This window comes from Streptomyces sp. UF-297 (genome assembly GCF_058245575.1).
In genome coordinates, this window is record NZ_JBSIBZ010000072.1 from 15,627 (window position 1) to 31,298 (window position 15,672).

The 15,672-nt window shown below is 72.7% G+C and carries 13 protein-coding genes; 9 read left to right on the forward strand and 4 right to left on the reverse strand.

What is annotated here, in order from left to right:
- The first annotated feature begins 21 nt into the window (after positions 1–21).
- Positions 22–1,566, forward strand: coding sequence for a histidine ammonia-lyase (gene hutH / locus AC4IJH_RS31725; RefSeq protein WP_490855381.1), 1,545 nt, complete (start codon positions 22–24; stop codon positions 1,564–1,566).
- Between the two features lie 69 nt (positions 1,567–1,635).
- Here hutH and AC4IJH_RS31730 read toward each other — a convergent pair whose 3' ends face one another.
- Entirely contained in the window at positions 1,636–1,950 is a 315-nt protein-coding gene (locus AC4IJH_RS31730) for a hypothetical protein (protein ID WP_490855382.1), read from the reverse strand.
- A 107-nt stretch (positions 1,951–2,057) separates the two neighbouring features.
- On the opposite strand from AC4IJH_RS31730, the gene AC4IJH_RS31735 reads away from it, so the two are divergent.
- The 6 genes from AC4IJH_RS31735 (at position 2,058) to AC4IJH_RS31760 (ending at position 11,876) form a co-directional block, all read left to right on the forward strand.
- Positions 2,058–2,423: a hypothetical protein gene (locus tag AC4IJH_RS31735; RefSeq protein ID WP_490855383.1), complete on the forward strand. Its 366-nt coding sequence runs from the start codon at positions 2,058–2,060 to the stop codon at positions 2,421–2,423.
- 300 nt (positions 2,424–2,723) lie between these two features.
- A complete protein-coding gene (locus AC4IJH_RS31740) occupies positions 2,724–3,968 on the forward strand; it encodes a L,D-transpeptidase (RefSeq protein WP_490855384.1) in 1,245 nt (414 codons plus the stop codon).
- A gap of 230 nt (positions 3,969–4,198) precedes the next feature.
- Entirely contained in the window at positions 4,199–7,516 is a 3,318-nt protein-coding gene (locus tag AC4IJH_RS31745) for a S8 family peptidase (RefSeq protein ID WP_490855385.1), read from the forward strand.
- A gap of 150 nt (positions 7,517–7,666) precedes the next feature.
- Complete coding sequence (locus AC4IJH_RS31750; RefSeq protein WP_490855416.1) at positions 7,667–8,914, forward strand: DUF2786 domain-containing protein; 1,248 nt, start codon at positions 7,667–7,669, stop codon at positions 8,912–8,914.
- 204 nt (positions 8,915–9,118) lie between these two features.
- Positions 9,119–10,510 (forward strand): serine hydrolase domain-containing protein, encoded by a 1,392-nt coding sequence (locus tag AC4IJH_RS31755; RefSeq protein ID WP_490855386.1) that lies wholly within the window; start codon positions 9,119–9,121, stop codon positions 10,508–10,510.
- A gap of 22 nt (positions 10,511–10,532) precedes the next feature.
- Positions 10,533–11,876: a serine hydrolase domain-containing protein gene (locus tag AC4IJH_RS31760; RefSeq protein ID WP_490855387.1), complete on the forward strand. Its 1,344-nt coding sequence runs from the start codon at positions 10,533–10,535 to the stop codon at positions 11,874–11,876.
- Between the two features lie 123 nt (positions 11,877–11,999).
- On the opposite strand, the gene AC4IJH_RS31765 is transcribed toward AC4IJH_RS31760, so the two are convergent.
- Entirely contained in the window at positions 12,000–12,704 is a 705-nt protein-coding gene (locus AC4IJH_RS31765; protein WP_490855417.1) for an AraC family transcriptional regulator, read from the reverse strand.
- Between the two features lie 217 nt (positions 12,705–12,921).
- Between AC4IJH_RS31765 and AC4IJH_RS31770 the strand changes: the two genes are divergently transcribed.
- Positions 12,922–13,530, forward strand: coding sequence for a class I SAM-dependent methyltransferase (locus AC4IJH_RS31770; protein ID WP_490855388.1), 609 nt, complete (start codon positions 12,922–12,924; stop codon positions 13,528–13,530).
- Positions 13,531–13,544: 14 nt separating this feature from the next.
- On the opposite strand, the gene AC4IJH_RS31775 is transcribed toward AC4IJH_RS31770, so the two are convergent.
- Positions 13,545–14,126 (reverse strand): GNAT family N-acetyltransferase, encoded by a 582-nt coding sequence (locus tag AC4IJH_RS31775; protein WP_490855389.1) that lies wholly within the window; start codon positions 14,124–14,126, stop codon positions 13,545–13,547.
- A gap of 164 nt (positions 14,127–14,290) precedes the next feature.
- Here AC4IJH_RS31775 and AC4IJH_RS31780 point away from each other — a divergent pair, with 164 nt between their 5' ends.
- Positions 14,291–15,370, forward strand: coding sequence for a beta-propeller fold lactonase family protein (locus AC4IJH_RS31780; RefSeq protein ID WP_490855390.1), 1,080 nt, complete (start codon positions 14,291–14,293; stop codon positions 15,368–15,370).
- Positions 15,371–15,458: 88 nt separating this feature from the next.
- Here AC4IJH_RS31780 and AC4IJH_RS31785 read toward each other — a convergent pair whose 3' ends face one another.
- Complete coding sequence (locus AC4IJH_RS31785) at positions 15,459–15,671, reverse strand: hypothetical protein (protein WP_490855391.1); 213 nt, start codon at positions 15,669–15,671, stop codon at positions 15,459–15,461.
- Between the last annotated feature and the right edge of the window lies 1 nt (position 15,672).

A 15,672-nucleotide genomic window follows, 5' to 3' on the forward strand; every position in this document is an offset into this window, starting at 1 on the left:
CAGTCTCTAGGGTGCCTGAATATGGATATGCACACCGTGGTGCTGGGGACGTCCGGCACGACCGCGCAGGATGTCATCGCCGTGGCCCGCGGCGCCGCCCGTATCGAGCTGTCCGATCAGGCCAGGGCCGCCGTCGCCGCCTCCCGCGCCTTCATCGACGACCTCGCCGCCAAGCCCGACCCGGTCTACGGCGTCTCGACCGGCTTCGGCGCGCTGGCCGTGCGGCACATCAGCCCCGATCTGCGCGCCCAGTTGCAGCGCAACATCGTGCGCTCGCACGCGGCCGGGATGGGGCCGCAGGTGGAGCGCGAGGTGGTGCGCGCGCTGATGTTCCTGCGGCTGAAGACGCTGGCCTCGGGGCGTACGGGCGTGCGTCCCCTGGTCGTCGAGACCATGGCCGCCGTGCTCAACGCCGGTATCACCCCGGTCGTGCACGAGTACGGCTCGCTGGGCTGCTCCGGCGACCTGGCGCCGCTCTCGCACTGCGCGCTGACCTTGATGGGCGAGGGCGCGGCCGAGGGCCCCGACGGGGTCGTACGGCCCGCGGGGGAGCTGCTGGCCGAGCACGGCATCACACCGGTCGAGCTGCGCGAGAAGGAGGGCCTGGCGCTGCTGAACGGCACCGACGGCATGCTCGGCATGCTCGTCATGGCCTGTGCCGACCTCGCGCGCCTCTACACCTCCGCCGACATCACCGCGGCGCTCTCGCTGGAGGCGCTGCTGGGTACGGACAAGGTGCTCGCGCCCGAGCTGCACGCCATCCGCCCGCACCCGGGCCAGGCCGCCGCTGCCGCCAACATGCTGAAGGTGCTGGCCGGTTCGGGCCTGACCGGCCACCACCAGGACGACGCGCCGCGGGTCCAGGACGCGTACTCGATCCGCTGCGCCCCGCAGGTGGCGGGCGCGGGCCGGGACACCCTTGAGCACGCGCGGCTGGTCGCCGACCGCGAGCTGGCCGCCGCGGTGGACAACCCGGTGGTGCTGCCCGACGGCCGGGTGGAGTCCAACGGCAACTTCCACGGCGCCCCCGTCGCCTACGTACTGGACTTCCTCGCGGTCGCCGCGGCCGACCTCGCCTCCATCGCGGAGCGGCGCACCGACCGGCTGCTGGACAAGAACCGCTCGCACGGGCTGCCCGCCTTCCTGGCCGGGGACCCCGGAGTGGACTCCGGGCTGATGATCGCCCAGTACACGCAGGCCGCGCTGGTCAGCGAGATGAAGCGGCTGGCGGCCCCGGCGTCGGTGGACTCCATCCCGTCCTCGGCGATGCAGGAGGACCATGTCTCCATGGGCTGGTCGGCGGCGCGCAAGCTGCGCACGGCCGTGGACAACCTGACGCGGGTGCTCGCCGTGGAGATGTACGCCGCGACCCGGGCCCTGGAGATGCGCGAGGGCCTCACGCCCGCGCCCGCCTCGCGCGCGGTGCTGGAGGCCGTGCGGGCGGCGGGGGTGCAGGGGCCGGGCGAGGACCGCTTCCTGGCGCCGGACCTGGAGGCCGCGTACGGATTCCTGAAGGCCGGGACGTTGGTCGAGGCGGTCCAGGAGGTCACCGGCGAGCTGGCCTGAGCCGGGAGGCGGGGGAGTCAACTGGCGGACGGGCGTGGGTTTTGATGGCCCGTCCGCCAGTCGTAGCGCCTACGAAGTGGTGCCGCGGGTGCGGCGTACGGAGTAGCTGACCAGGCCCGCGCCCAGGGCGAGGAAGGCGGCGCCGCCCATGACGTACGGGGTGGTGTCCACGGCGCCGGTGTCGGCCAGCGAGAGGTCCGCCGGGCGCTCGCCGGGGGCGGCGTTCTCGGCGGCCTTCGCGGCGCGGGCGGCCTGGGCGGCACGGGTCTGCGGGGCCGCGGAGCCCTCCTCCTCGACGGTGGCGTTCGCGGAGGGGACGAACCACAAGGCGAGCAACACCGATCCCGCGGCAGCGGCGGTCAGTACTGGTCGACGCGCGGTCACTGAACGATCCCCCTTGTGGGCTGGGCGAATTGGCCGTCGAGGGCAGATGTTAGTAACAGCCGCGGGTCGTGGGGAAGCCAGGCTCCGCAGTGCCTACGCTCCGTGCCATGAGCAATGGTGAGACATCACGCTTTGTCCGTCTCCACGTCGAACTGGTGCTGGAGGTCGCGGACCCGGCACAGCTGACCGGCGCGGCGCTCGACCACATCAGCGGCGATACGTTCATGCCCGACCAGGAGCGCCAGCATGCGCAGAGCGCGGTCAAGGAGGAGCCGGCCGAGGCGCTGGCGTATCTCGTGGACCCCTTCGACCTGGTGAACACGGTGCCGGGGGTCGAGCTGGCCCAGGCGTCCTGGAGCAGCGAGGAGACCGACTACGACCCCGAGGCTGATTGGGACGCTGCGGAATGGGAACTGGAGGACGACACTGGAAAAGGCGGGGGCGGGAGTGACGGGAGCGAAAAGGGCGACTGAGCGGCCGGTGATCACGACCGGCTGAGCCAGGGGTGACCGCGGCCGGCCGAGCGGCCGGCGCGGTGACCGCGGACCCTATGCCCCCCGACCTCCGGATGTGCCGCACGGCATCCCGGGGGTCGCGTGGTGTTCCCCACATTTTCCCCGGGTGTGGAACGGACGAAAGGGAACAGACGTTCATAAGGCGTCGGCCGGGAGAGCCGGGGCCCGCGAGAGGCCCGGGACCCGGGGGCCGTGCGGGCCGTGGCCCGCCGGCCGGCTCGGGGACTGTGGCGTTCGGTAGCAATGGAGAAGCGTGTGATGACGGACAGCAAGCGCCGGAAGGGGCTCATAGCCACCGCCGCACTGCTCGGCGGCGTACTGACGCTGGCGGCGTGCGGCGGCGGTGACGGCGGCGGCGACGCGGGCCGCGACAAGACCAAGCAGGTCGACGAGGCGGCGGCCAAGGATGCCTCGGACGCGAAGATCACCGTCCAGCCGAAGGACGGTGCGACCGGGGTCGGGATCAACAACGACGCCAAGGTCACCGTCAGTGACGGCAAGCTGACCGAGGTCACCATGACCGCCGTGGAGACCAAGAAGAAGGTCGCCGGGTCCATATCCTCCGACGGGAAGACCTGGACCCCCAAGGGGCAGCTGGACCGCTCGGCGAAGTACACCGTCGCCGCGCACGCCGAGGACTCCAAGGGCCGCAAGGTGGTGGAGAACTCCACCTTCACCACCGTCTCGCCCAAGAACAGCTTCATCGGGACCTTCACCCCCGAGGACGGCTCGACGGTCGGCGTCGGCATGCCGGTCTCCCTCAACTTCGACAAGCCGGTCAAGGACCGCAAGGCGGTGGAGTCCGCGATCAAGGTCGCCTCCAGCAGCAACCAGAAGATCGTCGGCCACTGGTTCAGCAGCCAGCGCCTGGACTTCCGTCCGCAGGAGTACTGGAAGGCGAACTCCAAGGTCACCGTCGACCTGAAGCTGGACGGCGTGGAGGCGGCGCCCGGCATCAAGGGCGTCCAGGACAAGACCATCTCCTTCAAGGTCGGCCGCTCCCAGGTCAGCACCGTCGACGCCAAGACCAAGATGATGACCGTGGTCCGCGACGGCAAGGTCTTCAAGAAGATCCCGATCTCGGCGGGCAGCGTGCAGAACCCGACCTACAACGGCAAGATGGTCATCTCCGAGATGTTCAAGCAGACCCGCATGAACGGCGCCACGGTCGGCTTCACGGACAACGACGGCAAGGGCGAGTACGACATCCCCGACGTTCCGCACGCCATGCGCCTGTCCACCTCGGGCACGTTCATCCACGGCAACTACTGGGGCAAGGGCATCTTCGGCAACGCCAACACCAGCCACGGCTGCATCGGCCTGGCGGACGCCAAGGGCGCGGGCGACCCCTCCACGGACGGCGCGTGGTTCTTCAAGGAGTCGATGGTCGGCGACGTCGTCGAGATGGTCAACTCGCCGGACAAGACCATCAAGCCCGACAACGGCCTCAACGGCTGGAACATGGACTGGAAGCAGTGGGTGGCGGGCAGCGCGCTGAGCTGAGCGCCTGACGCCTGACGCCAACTCCCCCTGCCCGATGGGCGGTTTCCTCCACCAAGGAGGGGGTCGCCCATCGGTGCTTGTGCGGCCCATGGGCCCGGTGTGCCCGTGGAAGTCTCAACTGGCTTGTCCTGTAACGGTATTGAGCCATCGGGGCGCGCCCGGCAAGCTGCGGTGCGCGGGGGCCCGGGGAGGTCCCCTCTCACGGTGAACAGCACTCACCTGGGGGAGAGTTGACCATTCACGTCAAGAGATCCTGCGCCGCCGCGGTCGCCGCCGCGGCGGCCGTCGCCCTGACGGCGGGCATGACCGCCCCGGCGTCGGGCGCACCGGGGCGGGCCGGCGCCGCGGCCGCGAGCGCCGCCGCGAAGGCGAAGGGCGCCGGGCAGCACTGGATCACCCTGATCACCGGTGACCGGATCGCGGTGGACGGCAAGGGCCGCCCGCAGGCGCTGCGGCGCACCGAAGGCCGTACGCACATACCCGTCCAGATCCGCCGCACCGGCGGGCACTTCTACGCGGTACCGCTGGACGCCCAGCGGCTGATCCGCGAGGGCAAGGTCGACGAGCGCCTCTTCGACCTCACCCTGCTCAGCCGCCCCGAATACCGCAGGTCCCAGGCCGGCGGCGTACGGCTGATCGTCGGCTACAAGGGCGGCGCCGCCGACGCCAAGCGGGCGGTGCGCGACGCCGGGGACAGCACGGTCAGCCGTACGTTCACCCGGCTCAACGCCCAGGCGGTCACCGCCGACCGGCAGCACCCCGCCAAGGTGTGGGACGCGCTCACCGACCGGGCGCGCGGCCCGCAGCGCATCGCCGCCGACGGAGTGGCCGCGGTGTGGCTGGACGGCTTCCGCACCGCGAACCTGGACAAGAGCGTCCCCCGGATCGGCGCGCCCGCCGCCTGGAAGGCCGGCTACAACGGCAAGGGCACCAAGATCGCCGTACTGGACACCGGTGTCGACCAGACCCACCCCGACCTGGCGGGCCAGGAGGTCGCCGAGAAGAACTTCTCCGACGCGCCCGACGCCAAGGACCGCTACGGCCACGGCACCCATGTCGCGTCCATCTCCGCCGGTACGGGCGCCAAGTCCAAGGGCAAGTACACCGGTGTCGCACCGGGCGCCAAGCTGCTGGACGGCAAGGTGCTCGACGACAGCGGCGGCGGCTGGGACTCCGGGATCATCGCGGGCATGGAGTGGGCCGCCGCCCAGAAGGCCGATGTGGTCAACCTCAGCCTCGGCGGCCAGGACGCCCCGGGCATCGACCCGCTGGAGGAGGCCGTCAACCGGCTCTCCGAGCAGACCGGCACCCTCTTCGTCGTCGCGGCCGGCAACTCCGGGCCGCGCGGCCTGAACACCCCCGGCAGCGCGGACGCCGCACTGACCGTCGGCGCCGTCGACAAGCAGGACAGGCTCGCCGCGTTCTCCAGCACCGGGCCGCGCATCGACGACGGCGCCGTCAAGCCCGACCTGACCGCGCCGGGCGTGGACATCGGCGCCGCGGCCGCCCCCGGCAGCGTCGTCGCCGGCGAGGGCACCCCGGTCGCCGACGGCTATGTGGCCATCTCCGGTACGTCCATGGCCACCCCGCACGTCGCGGGCTCCGCCGCCCTCCTCAAGCAGCAGCACCCCGACTGGAGCGGCCCCCGCATCAAGGCCGCGCTGACCGGCTCCACGACCCCCGGGGCCGGCTGCAGCGCCTTCCAGCAGGGCTCGGGGCGCGTCGATGTGGCCAAGGCCATCGGGCAGAGCGTCGTCGCCGAGCCGGTGTCGCTCAGCTTCGGCACCCAGCAGTGGCCGCACGCCGACGACAAGCCGGTCACCAAGGCGCTGACGTACCGCAACCTCGGCAAGGACGCCGTCACCCTCGACGTGTCCGTCACCGCGCTGGCCCCGGACGGAAAGCCCGCCCCCCAGGGCATGTTCACCCTCGGGCAGAAGAAGGTGACCGTGCCCGCGGGCGGCACCGCTTCGGTGCCGGTGACCGTCGACACCCGGCTCGGCGGCACCAACGACGGTGCCTACAGCGCCTATCTGGTGGCCTCCGGCGGCGGGCACAGCGTCCGTACGGCGGCGGCGGTCGACCGCGAGGTGGAGTCCTACGACGTCACCGTCCAGCACCTGGGGCGCGACGGCAAGGCGGCGCCGTTCTACAGCACCAGCCTCTACGGCCTCAGCGGCCTGGGCGAGGGCCGCACCTTCACCCCGTACGACAAGAGCGGCACCGTCACACTCCGCCTGCCCAAGGGCGGATATGTGCTCGACAGCGTGGTGTACCCGGACGACAGCCCCGAGTGGAAGGGCGGGGACTGGATCGCCGCGCCGAAGCTGGAGATCACCAAGGCCGGTACGGTGACGGTGGACGCGCGGACCGCCAAGCCGGTCGATGTCACCGTGCCGGACACCGCCGTCCAGCAGACCAACGCCTTCATGGACGTCGAGGTCGACGGCGGCCGTCTGATCACCGGCGTACTGCTGGACACCTTCAAGGGGCTGAACACCGCCCACCTGGGACCGGAGTTCACCGCGGGCTCGGTGCACCAGCAGATCATCGCGCAGTGGACCGGCGGCGCCCAGGAGTACGCGCTGGCCTACGGGCTGAAGCGGACCACGCTGGCCACCGGCTACACCCGGCACGTCACCAAGCCCCAACTGGCCACCGTGACCGCCGATCTCGGCTCGTCGGTGCCGGGCAAGCGCGGCTACCTCTCGGTGCTGCCCGACAGCGGAGGCGCGCTGAGCATCACCACCGCGGCCGAGCGCACCCTGCCGCACGTCTCCACGGTCCACGTCAACGGCAAGGGAGCCACCTGGCAGATCGGCTTCGACCAGATCGACGAGAAGCTCGGCTTCGTCACCGTCTACTTCGGCGAGCCGCGCACCTACCAGGCGGGCCGCGGCTACCGCGAGACCTTCAACGTCGGGGTCACCGGGCCCCAACTGGGCGCGGACGGTGGCCTGTTCCGCAACGGCGACAAGATCTACGGCGTACTGCCGCTGCTCGCCGACGGCAAGGGGCACACCGGCTACACGTACCTGGACAGCGTCGTGACCACCCTCTACCGCAACGGCAAGAAGGTCGGCACGCACGACGACCCGCTCACCGGCGAGAAGCAGTTCACGGTCCCGGCGGGCAAGGCCGACTACCGGCTGACGACCACCGTCACCCGCAGCGGGTACGCGGCGCACACCACCAAGGTCAGCTCCACTTGGACCTTCACCTCGCAGCGCACCGCCGCCGAGACGAAGCTGCCCGCCTCCGTGGTCCGCTTCACGCCCTCGCTGGCCAACGACTCCACCGCCAAGGCCGGGGCGCGCACCCGGATTCCGGTGACGGTCCAGGGCCCGGCGGCGGACAACCTCACGTCGCTTGCGGTGTACGTCTCCTACGACGGCGGCAAGAAGTGGCAGAAGGCCGCCGTGGACAAGGGCAAGGTGACGGTGACCAATCCCAAGGCGGGGAAGGGGATCTCGCTGAAGGCCGTTGCCGCGGACAAGAAGGGGAACCGGGTGACGCAGACGATTGTGGATGCGTACCTGGGCAAGTGATGCCGTGAGCTGACGGCATGCGGTCGGGTAGGGACCGGCGGGGCACCGGGCGCCATGCGGCGTGCGGTGCCCCGTGCCTTTGCGGGGGGTACGTACAGTGACCGGGTGAGTGAAGGTGAGCGGGCGGCCGCCGATGAGCTGGTCGGGGGCGTGTTGGGCCGGGTGCTGTACGCCGCGGACGGGGAGGCGGCCGAGGACGCCATCGAGGCGGGTGCCTCGATGCTGGCCGCCGCGTCCGAGGGGTGGGAGGCGGTGAGCCGGGCGGTGCTCGGGGCCGCCGAGGCCCGCGTACGGCAGTGCTGGGACGGCGGCTGGCAGCCCGCTGACCTGGAGCGGATCGCCCGTCGGCGGGCGCCGGGCAGCGCGCCGCTGGTGGTGGACGCCATCGCCGCCGAGGCGCGCCACAGCTCGGTCCGCCGCGGCGCGCGCTGGACGGCGCAGCTGCGGGAGCTGCGGGCCGAGGCGTGGTGGGAGGCCGATGACGGCTATCTGCACGCCGTGGCGCGGCGCCGCAGGAGCTCGCGCTTCGAGACGGCCTGCGATGTGCTGGAGGCGCTGCGGACGCTCGGCAGGCTGCCCCGCATCACGCCGCTCCCCGGGCCGGGCACGGCTACGGGCAGCGGGCATGGCCGTAGTGGCGGCGGGGACGGGCACGCGCGGATGCTCGGGCGGATCCGGGGGCTGCTGGCCAAGGCGGAGGCGACGCAGTTCCCCGAGGAGGCCGAGGCGCTGTCCGCCAAGGCGCAGGAGCTGATGGCACGGCACAGCATCGACGAGGCGCTGCTGGACGGGGGCGGCGGTGCGGGGGCGGGCGGCGGCCCGGTGCCCGCCGCGGTCCGTATCGGCATCGAGGGGCCCTACGAACAGGCCAAGGCGCTGCTGCTGGACGCGGTCGCCGCCGCCAACCGCTGCCAGGCGGTGTGGTCCGAGGAGCTGGGCTTCGCCACCCTGGTGGGCTTCGAAGCGGACCTGGAGGCGGTCGAGCTGCTGTACGCCTCGCTGCTGCTCCAGGCCACCGCCGCCATGAGCCGGGCGGGCGACGCCCACCACGCCCGCGGGCGCTCCCGCCGTACCCGCGACTTCCGGCAGTCCTTCCTGGTGGCCTACGCCGACCGGATCCGCGACCGGCTGGCCGCCGCCACCGGCGAGGCCACCGCACAGGCCGCGGGCCACACCCCGGGGCTGCTGCCCGTACTGGCCGCGCGCGATGTGGCCGTGGCCGAGACCACCGGCGAGCTCTTCCCCGAGACGGCCGCCGTCCGGCTGCGCGGGGTGCGCGACGCCGCGGGCTGGCACGAGGGCGCCGCGGCGGCGGACCGGGCGCGGCTGGGGCGCGGCGGCGCGGGTACGGCAGGGCCGCCGGAGCGTATGCCTGACAAACGTCAGCGGCGCTGCTGACAAACGTCACAGGACTTGATGAACAAGGTCGTTCCTGGGGAGGACGGCGCGGCGCGGCGTGATCGGCAGAATCGAAGCGACCAAGATCGATAGCCATTGACGGCCATCGACGGCCGCTGCCGAGGCCCGCACCGGCCCGTCCCAACGGGCCCTGCCGCGCGGGCAGTTCGGTGGCGGCGACGTACGCCGCGAACGGGAGATGCCATGCTCCAGCACCGCCCCAGCCGTCCGAACCGCCGCAGCCGCGCGCGGGTCGCCGGTACCACCGCCGCCGTCCTGCTGTCCCTGGCCGCGGCGGCCGCCCCGGCGCAGGCCGCGACCGCCCCCGCCGCGGCGGGGGCCCCGGCCCTGGGCAAGGCGGCCGCGCACACGGCGCCGTTGGACAAGGAGCTCCTGGACAAGAAGCTGGCGGCGATCCACACCGCGGGGATGTACGGCGTGTACGCGGCCGTGCGGGACGGCGGCGACCGCTGGCGCGGCGCCGCCGGAGTCGCCGACCTGGAGACCGAGCGCCCGGTCACCGCGCAGATGCGGCACCGGGTGGGCAGCGTCACCAAGGCGTTCACCTCCGTCGCCGTGCTCCAGGAGGTCGCCAAGGGCCGTATCGACCTGGACGCGCCCATCGGCCGCTATCTGCCGGACCTGGTGCCCGGCGAGCGCGGGCAGCGCATCACCGTACGCATGCTGCTCAACCACACCAGCGGCATAGGCGACTACATCCCGGGCGCCTTCCCCTCGCTGCTCCAGAGCAAGACCGACAGCCTGGACGCGAACCGCTACCGCCACTTCGACCCCGAGGAGCTGGTCCGCATCGGTCTGAAGGCCGAGCCGACGGGCCGTCCGGGCGAGAAGTGGTCCTACTCCAACACCAATTACGTCCTCGCGGGCATGCTGCTGCACAAGGTCACCGGGGAGAACCCCGAGGCGTACATCACCCGCAACGTCATCCGCAGGGCCGGGCTCAAGCACACGTACTTCCCCACCTCGGCGCGGATCTCCGGGCCGCACTCCAAGATGTACGAGTCCTTCTACGGGCTCATCGACCCGGCGCGCGACTACAGCACGTACGACATGTCCTGGGCGGGCACCGCCGGCGCGCTCGTCGCCACGACGGAGGACATCAACGACTTCTACCGCGCCCTGCTCACCGGCAGGCTGCTCGCGCCCGAGCAGCTGCGGCAGATGCAGACCACCGTCGAGGCCAAGGACGCCCAGGGCAATCTGCTGATGCACTACGGCCTGGGCATCGCGGCGATCGACACCGGGTGCGGGAGGTTCTGGGGGCACACCGGCGCGGTGTGGGGCGCCGAGACGGTGACGTACTCCAGCCCGGACGGCAAGCGGCAGATGACGTTCGGCTACAACCGCGCCAAGTACCAGACCTTCGACGGGACCAAGATCGTGCCGAGCCCGGTGGACTTCGCGACCGGGGCGTTCACGGCACAGGCGATGTGCGGCATCGACACACCGGGGACGGGCGACTCCGCCTCTCCCGCCTCTCCCGCAGCGCCGGCCGCTCCCGCGCCGCGCACGGCCCCGCCGCTGCGGACGCCGGCCGGACCGGCCGCCGTCCCCGCCCCCGTACCGACCCGCTGAGACAGGAGCCACCACACCAGCCATGGCCACCACTCTCCCTTCCTTCGCTGACTCCGCTCGCCCAACTCGCCCCGGGCGCCGCCGTACAGGCCGCCGCGCCGCCGGGGTCGCCGCCGCCGTCCTCCTGTCGCTGGCCGCCTCCGCGCTCCCGGCACAGGCCGCGTCCACCGCCCCGGGGCAGGACACCCCGGTGCTGCCGGGGCACGGCGCCGCCGCTCGGTTCGGCCTCCCCGCACCGGAGGGCGCGGACGCCGCCGGGCCCGCGCGCCGCGGCCTGGACCGTGCGTCCCTGGACGCCTCGCTGGACGCGATCCGTAAGGCGGGCATCTACGGCGCGTACTCCGCCGCACGGGACGGTGACCAGCGCTGGCGCGGCGCCACGGGCGTCGCCGACGTCGCGACCGGGCGGCCCGTACAGCCCGGGATGCGCCACCGCATCGGCAGCGTCACCAAGACCTTCACCGCGGTCGCCGTGCTCCAGGAGGTCGGCAAGGGCCGTATCGACCTGGACGCGCCCATCGGCCGCTATCTGCCGGACCTGGTGCCCGGCGAGCGCGGGCAGCGCATCACCGTACGCATGCTGCTCAACCACACCAGCGGCATCGGCGGTTACGACGGCGCGATCTACCCCACGCTGGAGAGCGTCGAGGCCAACCGCCATCATCACTTCGACCCGCGGGAGCTGGCGCGGCTCGCGCTGAAGGACACGCCGAGGGGCGAGCCGGGCGCCAAGATGTCCTACTCCAACGCCAATTACGTCATCGCCGGGCTGCTGCTGCACCAGGTCACCGGGCAGTCCCCGGAGGCGTACATCACCCGCAACGTCATCCGCAGGGCCGGGCTCAAGCACACGTACTTCCCCACCTCGGCGCGGATCTCCGGGCCGCACTCCAAGATGTACGAGTCGCTGTACGAACAGTTCGACCCGCCGCGGGACTTCAGCGAGTACGACATGTCCTGGGCCGGTACGGCCGGGGCGATCGTCTCGACGACGGAGGACCTCAACCGCTTCTTCGGCGCGCTGCTGGGCGGCGAACTGCTGCGCCCGGCGCAGCTGGAGCAGATGCGCACCACCGTTCCCATGGTGGAGGGGAAGGGGCCGGACGGGCCCGGATACGGGCTCGGACTGTTCACCATGGACCTGTCCTGCGGCCGCTTCTGGGGCCACAACGGGCTGGTGCTGGGGTCCGAGACCTGGGCCCTGTCCAGCGCGGACGGCCGCCGCCAGGTGAGCCTCGGGGTCAACCAGACGCGGCGCCTGAAGTGGGACGGCACCGGGCCGGAGCCGGGCACGCAGTCGCCGGAGGTGTTCCGGGCGATGGTCGTGCATCTGGACCGGGCGATGTGCGGGGCGCCCGCACGGTAGGCGGTAGGCCCGCACGGTGGGCGGTATGGCTGCCCGGTAGCCGGTAGCCGGTAGCCGGTAGCCGGTAGCCGGTAGCCGGTAGCCGGTAGCCGGTAGCCGGTAGCCGGTAGCCGGCGGCCGCGCTCAACTCGCCGTCTGCCCCGCGAAGTACACCCCCGGCGGCACCCCCACCACCCGCCGGAACGCCGCCACGAAGGCGCTCGGCGAGGCGTAGCCCACCCGGGCCGCCACCGAGGCCACCGTCGCCCCGCCCGCCAGCAGAGGCATGGCGGCCTGGAGGCGTACACGGGTGCGCCACTGCCCGTACGCCATGCCGGTCTCCGCCACGAACGCGCGGGCCAGCGTGCGGCCGCTCGCGCCGACCCGCGCACCCCACTCCTCCAGCGTCCGCGCGTCCGCCGGGCGGGAGCGCAGCGCCTCGGCGACCCGCCGCGCCCGCGGGTCCCGCGGCATCGGCGCCAGCACCGTGGCCACCGACACCGGCCGCAGCTGGTCGAGTACGACGCTCTCCGCGCGCCTGCGGGCGGCGGCGTCCAGGTCGTCGGCGGCCAGATAGGCGATCAGCTCGCGCAGCAGCGGCGCGACCCCGACGACGGTCGGCCCGGTCCAGGTCACCGGGCACTGCTCGGGCGCGAAGTAGAGGCTGCGCAGCAGGGACGGGCCGGTGGCGCCGGTGGCGTGCTCGACCCCGGCCGGTATCCACAGCGCCATGGAGGGCGGCAGCACCCAGGTGTTGCCCTCGGCGCGCAGGGCGAGCACCCCGCGCTGCGCCCAGGCCAGTTGGTGTGCCACATGGTGGTGCCGGGCGAACCACTGCCCGCCGTCCATCGTGAAGCTGCCGACCAGGACCGCCGCTTCCGGAAACCCCGTCCCGGGCACCAGCCGCACGCTCTGCCCGGCCCCCGCGCCCGTCCCGCCCGGTCCGTCCCCCGGCTCCATTCCGCCTGGCCCGCCCGGCGGTCCGGCCGCGCCCTGTCCGTCTCGCGACATCACATGTCCCCCTGTCCCGTGGTGGACACCACGCGCCCCTTCCTAGCATCGCGGCATGCCCTCCACGAAACGCATGAACCGATACCACCAGTGGGTCTGCAACTCCGGCCTGTGGGCCCGCGCGGTCGAGCGCGACCTGCTGCCGTGGGTCCTGGAAGACCTCGAACTGGGCCCGGAAACCCTGGAGATAGGGCCGGGGTACGGCGCCACCACGCGCGTACTGGCCAAGCGGCTGCCGGGCCGTCTCACCGTCGTCGAGGTGGATCCCGACTCGGCGCGGAAGCTGCGGCGCGCCTACGGCACGTACGGCGAATTCGGGGAGTACAAGGACCGCGTCGAGGTCCTCCACGGCGACGGCACGGACATGCCGCTGCCCGACCGGAGCTTCGACTCCGTCGTCTGCTTCACGATGCTGCACCACGTCCCCTCGCCCGAGCAGCAGGACCGCCTCTTCGCCGAGGCGTTCCGGGTGCTGCGCCCCGGCGGCGTCTTCGCGGGGTGCGACGGGCGCGCCGGCCGCGCCTTCCGGCTGATCCACCTGGGCGACACCTACGTACCGGTCCCGCCCCAGACCCTGCCGCAGCGGCTGCGCGCCGCCGGCTTCGGCGCCACCGACATCAGCCTGACCCCGGACAACTTCCGCTTCCGGACGCAGCGTCCCTGACCCGCGGCACCGCGTCAGCTGCCGCTCCTGCTGCCGCCGCCGGGCGAGTCTCTGCGGGCGGCATCCCGCAGAAAGCACACCCGGTCCTGGCCGGGGCCGTCATAGTCGGCGCGTACGGTGCTCCCGTCCGCGCCCTGCTCCACCACGAAACCCATCGCGCGGTGAAAGGCGATGGACCGCTCGTTGCCCGGCGAGGTGACGGACCGCACGCGGCCCCGGCCCGCCGCCGCTGCCTCGGCGAAGAACCGCTCGTACATCCGGCGCGCGACTCCGGCGCCCCGCGCCTGCGGCCGTACGCCGACGAAGTGGATGTACGCCTCGTCGCGCCGGTCCGCGGAGTGAAAGCCCACCAGGAAGCCGTCGATCCGGCCGCCCGGCCCCTCGGTGACCAGACTCGTCCGCGCACAGTGCTGCAGAAACAGCCGCGGCAACAACAGCGTCAACTCCCGCGCGGCCTCCGGCGACCTGACATCCGCCCACCACTCCCGCACGGCCGCGATGACCGCGTCGTAATCCGCCTCCCGCGCCTGCCTGATGCCGCTCACCGGTCCGCCTCCCGTGCCTTTCCGATCCCGCGCCTGTGGCCATGGAAACATCCCGCCCGGCGCCCCAACTCGCCCACCCCGCCCACGAGTCGGCGTGATCTGTGCCACGCCGTACCGCCGCCGCCCACCGCCACCAGCCCCTTTGCGCCCGGCGCAACCACTCCTTGCCAAGAGTGCACTGGAGTCAGCCGGCCCCCTCGCCGACGATACGAAGCATGACCCACACACCCGCAGACACCCCCGGTGCCGCCGCCGCTGCCGCCTCCTCCGACGTGATCGCCGTCGTCAGCCAGAGCGGCCCCACCGTCACCTTCTTCGACGCCGCCACCCACCAGCGCCTGGACGTACTGCAAGTCCCGCCGCAGCCGCACGAGTTGTGCTTCGACGCGGACCGCAGACTGCTGTACTGCACCAGCGCCTACGCCTCCGGCTACTACGACTCCAACACGGGGCGGGCCCGCGAGGTCAGTGTCATCGACGCCGATGCGCGCAAGATCGTGGAGGTCATCGACCTCGGGCCGGACCACGGCCCGCACGGGCTCGCGCTGGACCGTGCGCGCGGCCGGCTCTACGTCAGCGTCGAGGCCACCGAGACCGAGCCCGGCGGGGTGGTGGTCCTGGACGCGGACACCCGCGAGCGCACCGGCCGCATCGCGACCATGGCCCCCGGCCCGCACTGGTTCGCCATCACCCCCGACGGCCGCCGCGGGTACGCGACCAACAAGGAGGCGCCGTTCGTGTCCGTGGTGGACCTGGACCGCGACGAGTTCGCCGGGCGGATCGAGGTGCCGGGGAGCGAGGGGCTGGCGGTCTCGCCCGACGGCGCGTTCGTCTACGCGGCCACACCCAAGGCCGACTTCGCCGCCCCGGGGAGTGGCCCGTCGAGCGTATGCGTCATCGACACCGCCACCGACGCCGTCGTACGCACGCTCCCCGTCGAGGGCGCCGCCGTACCCGTGCACATCACCGGCACCGGCACGCTCCTGGTCGGCGAACTGAGGCCGCCCGCCGCCCCGTCCGGCACCCGGGCCAACGGCACCCTGGCGGTCTTCACGCCCGCCGACCTCGCGGCGGCCGACCCCACCCCCAGCGCCCGCATCGAGGTCGGCCTCTCCCCGCTGACCATCACCTCGTCCCCCGACGGCCGGCTCGCCTACGTCTCCAACATCTTCTCCGGCACCGTCTCCGTCATCGACCTCACCCGCCTCGCCGTGCTCACCACCCTGGAGGTCGACCGCACCACCGAGGCAGGCGCCCACGGCCTGGCCTACATACCGGCGGCGCCCCGCGGCTGAGCCGACGCGAACGCCGACCACACCCACCCGCTGTCGACGAGGACGACAACACCGACCAACAGCACTCCGCACACCGCCTGTTCGGCCCTCATCCACGCCGGAAAGACGCCGGACACACGCCGACGACCGCGACGGCCACCACCATGATCGCCGAGGCCGGCCGCAGCCGCAGATCGGACCGACTGCGCCCCCGCGCCGCCCGGGCGGCGAAGGACACCACGAGCAGCGACGTGGCCTCGGCGGTGAGGTCGATGGCGATGCCCCAGGGCCCTTGGAGCAGGCGGTACGCAGTCGTTCGCACC

Bases quoted from the DNA above. Each gene is read 5' to 3' on its own strand.
- hutH (WP_490855381.1), top strand. From the start codon at position 22: ATGGATATGCACACCGTGGTGCTGGGGACGTCCGGCACGACCGCGCAG.
- AC4IJH_RS31735 (WP_490855383.1), top strand. From the start codon at position 2,058: ATGAGCAATGGTGAGACATCACGCTTTGTCCGTCTCCACGTCGAACTG.
- AC4IJH_RS31740 (WP_490855384.1), top strand. From the start codon at position 2,724: ATGACGGACAGCAAGCGCCGGAAGGGGCTCATAGCCACCGCCGCACTG.
- AC4IJH_RS31755 (WP_490855386.1), top strand. From the start codon at position 9,119: ATGCTCCAGCACCGCCCCAGCCGTCCGAACCGCCGCAGCCGCGCGCGG.
- AC4IJH_RS31760 (WP_490855387.1), top strand. From the start codon at position 10,533: ATGGCCACCACTCTCCCTTCCTTCGCTGACTCCGCTCGCCCAACTCGC.
- AC4IJH_RS31765 (WP_490855417.1), bottom strand. From the start codon at position 12,704: ATGGACGGCGGGCAGTGGTTCGCCCGGCACCACCATGTGGCACACCAA.
- AC4IJH_RS31770 (WP_490855388.1), top strand. From the start codon at position 12,922: ATGCCCTCCACGAAACGCATGAACCGATACCACCAGTGGGTCTGCAAC.
- AC4IJH_RS31775 (WP_490855389.1), bottom strand. From the start codon at position 14,126: ATGTTTCCATGGCCACAGGCGCGGGATCGGAAAGGCACGGGAGGCGGA.
- AC4IJH_RS31780 (WP_490855390.1), top strand. From the start codon at position 14,291: ATGACCCACACACCCGCAGACACCCCCGGTGCCGCCGCCGCTGCCGCC.